4 protein-coding genes are annotated in these 1,914 nt (G+C 33.5%); 1 reads left to right on the forward strand and 3 read right to left on the reverse strand.

The features are described 5' to 3' along the window. Both CY0110_RS27615 and CY0110_RS27620 read right to left on the reverse strand, forming a co-directional pair. The coding region (locus CY0110_RS27615; RefSeq protein ID WP_008278976.1) for a DUF5615 family PIN-like protein at positions 1-273 on the reverse strand (273 nt) is incomplete at its 3' end. Then, a complete protein-coding gene (locus CY0110_RS27620; RefSeq protein ID WP_008278977.1) occupies positions 270-596 on the reverse strand; it encodes a DUF433 domain-containing protein in 327 nt (108 codons plus the stop codon). The genes CY0110_RS27615 and CY0110_RS27620, both read right to left, overlap by 4 nt. Before the next feature lie 126 nt (positions 597-722). Here CY0110_RS27620 and CY0110_RS29105 point away from each other — a divergent pair, with 126 nt between their 5' ends. Further along, positions 723-974: a hypothetical protein gene (locus tag CY0110_RS29105; protein WP_008278978.1), complete on the forward strand. Its 252-nt coding sequence runs from the start codon at positions 723-725 to the stop codon at positions 972-974. Between the two features lie 8 nt (positions 975-982). On the opposite strand, the gene CY0110_RS27625 is transcribed toward CY0110_RS29105, so the two are convergent. Further along, the gene (locus CY0110_RS27625; protein WP_008278979.1) at positions 983-1,765 is read right to left on the reverse strand and encodes a hypothetical protein; all 783 of its coding nucleotides are present in this window, start codon (positions 1,763-1,765) and stop codon (positions 983-985) included. Positions 1,766-1,914 lie beyond the last annotated feature (149 nt).

A 1,914-nucleotide genomic window follows, 5' to 3' on the forward strand; every position in this document is an offset into this window, starting at 1 on the left:
CATCGTCGTTGTTGGGCGAACCCAAAAAAGTCCCCACATTTGTTGATTTTGGAGCCAATATTCTTCTAAATGGCCAGGCATACTGGTACGATTATCTGTTACTAATAACCGTTGAGATAATCCTAAGTATTGGAGAACATCGGGATCAAGGGTTCCTAATGTTGGGGTATTGGGATCTCCAATGCGTAAAATATCTATTTCTGGTTTTAACCTACCGACAGCAATCTTTAAGCGTGGGGATAAGTTTTCATCAATTAAAAACTTAATTTTCATACTTTTAAGGCATTTTTTCTTTGTTGTTTAATTTGTTTCATTTTTTCTCTTTGAGGGGAAGGATGTTTTAGGGCTTCTTGATAATGAGTTTCTTTCCAGTTATTGATTCGTAATAAATAAGCGTCAATTTCTGATTGATTCTGGAGATAATAAGTAATAGTTGCGTAAATTTTTTCTAAACTTAAATCAGGATAAAGTCCTCTTATTTCTTCTGGGGTATATCCTTCTTTAAAATAGAATAATACGTTATCAATGCCAATTCGATGACCTTTAATTCTAATATCATCTTCAGAAAGAAATAAAAAATAATTTTCCAGTTCCATAATTAATGTTCTCCTGATTAATGCTCAAATTGCTACTCAAAGCCAGATGGTTGTATGAGAGAATGGGACGTGAGAAGGTCATCTTGAACGTTCTATTATGTTTCCTTAGCCAAGGGTTGGGTCATTATGGTTAGCCTAGTTGATGGCGATCTACAGTCTTCCGAAAATCTCAAATTGACTGCACCTATACCCGTCACCCTGCATCCGGCGAGCGTCTATTTATCGGGGTTATCAGAAGGTAGCCGTCGCACCATCCGCTATTCTCTTAATACTATAGCGTCGTTATTAACGAATGGGGATTGTGATGCTGATACGTTAGATTGGTCTATGCTGCGTTATCAGCATACGGCTGCTGTGAGGGTGGCTCTAAAGATGTAAATTAATTACTAATCCTTATTATATGTTATGTACTTTTTCCTTTTATATATTGAAATTAACATTGTTACTCCTAAAATAAAAATCATAGTCAAAGAACTATTTTCTGGAATTTGTACTTTTCCATCAATAGTGTCTTGAGCATCAATAAAAAAAATTCTGACTTCATTAGGTTTAATAACTGTATCTATTTCAAAAAATATTTCATCTGTTCTACTAAAACTATCTACGCCACTAATTGATTTAGATATTTGCCCTAATTTAATTTGATTTTCTTCTACTTTTTCAGTAAGCTTGACAGAAAATCCTGTTGTTCCATTTTCAGTCTTCATTTCTACTGTGTAAAGTCCGCGTAGTTTTAAGTGAATGTCTTGATCACTCATATTCTGATATCTAATACCTGGACTTAACCAACTAATAGTACCATTAGCTAGTCCAGGTTTTGGGCCAGCTTTCCCTTCAATAATACCTTCAGCCATATAATGGTTAATTAATTCTACAAATCCAGGTTCTCCTATTCCTTGATTAATAAGTAGATTTTGGAAAAATGGAGTTTGTAGTTTAGTAATTATTCCACTACCTTCCTCTTTTGTACTAGCCATTTTTTCTTCAACACCTATATAATCTTGCTTTAAAACAGGATTGAATCCGAAATTTGTTGGTTCTGAAGAAAAAACTCTTAAACTTACAGACTGTAAATTAATAGAAAAGTTAGCAGCATAAGTAACGGAAGATTGATTCAAAAATCCTGTTGTAATTAGAGAAAAAGTAGCAAAAAATTTGAGTATATTCATAATCTTAGAAATTAAAGGAGTAATTATTTAGGAAATACTGTTCTATGATACAACGATATTTTCTAATCTTAGATCACCGCAATCACATTATTATTGGGTTTCGGGAGCGATTACTTTTGTCGGATGTTCATATCTAGCTTTTATGCTTC

Source organism: Crocosphaera chwakensis CCY0110, from assembly GCF_000169335.1.
Classification (GTDB): domain Bacteria; phylum Cyanobacteriota; class Cyanobacteriia; order Cyanobacteriales; family Microcystaceae; genus Crocosphaera; species Crocosphaera chwakensis.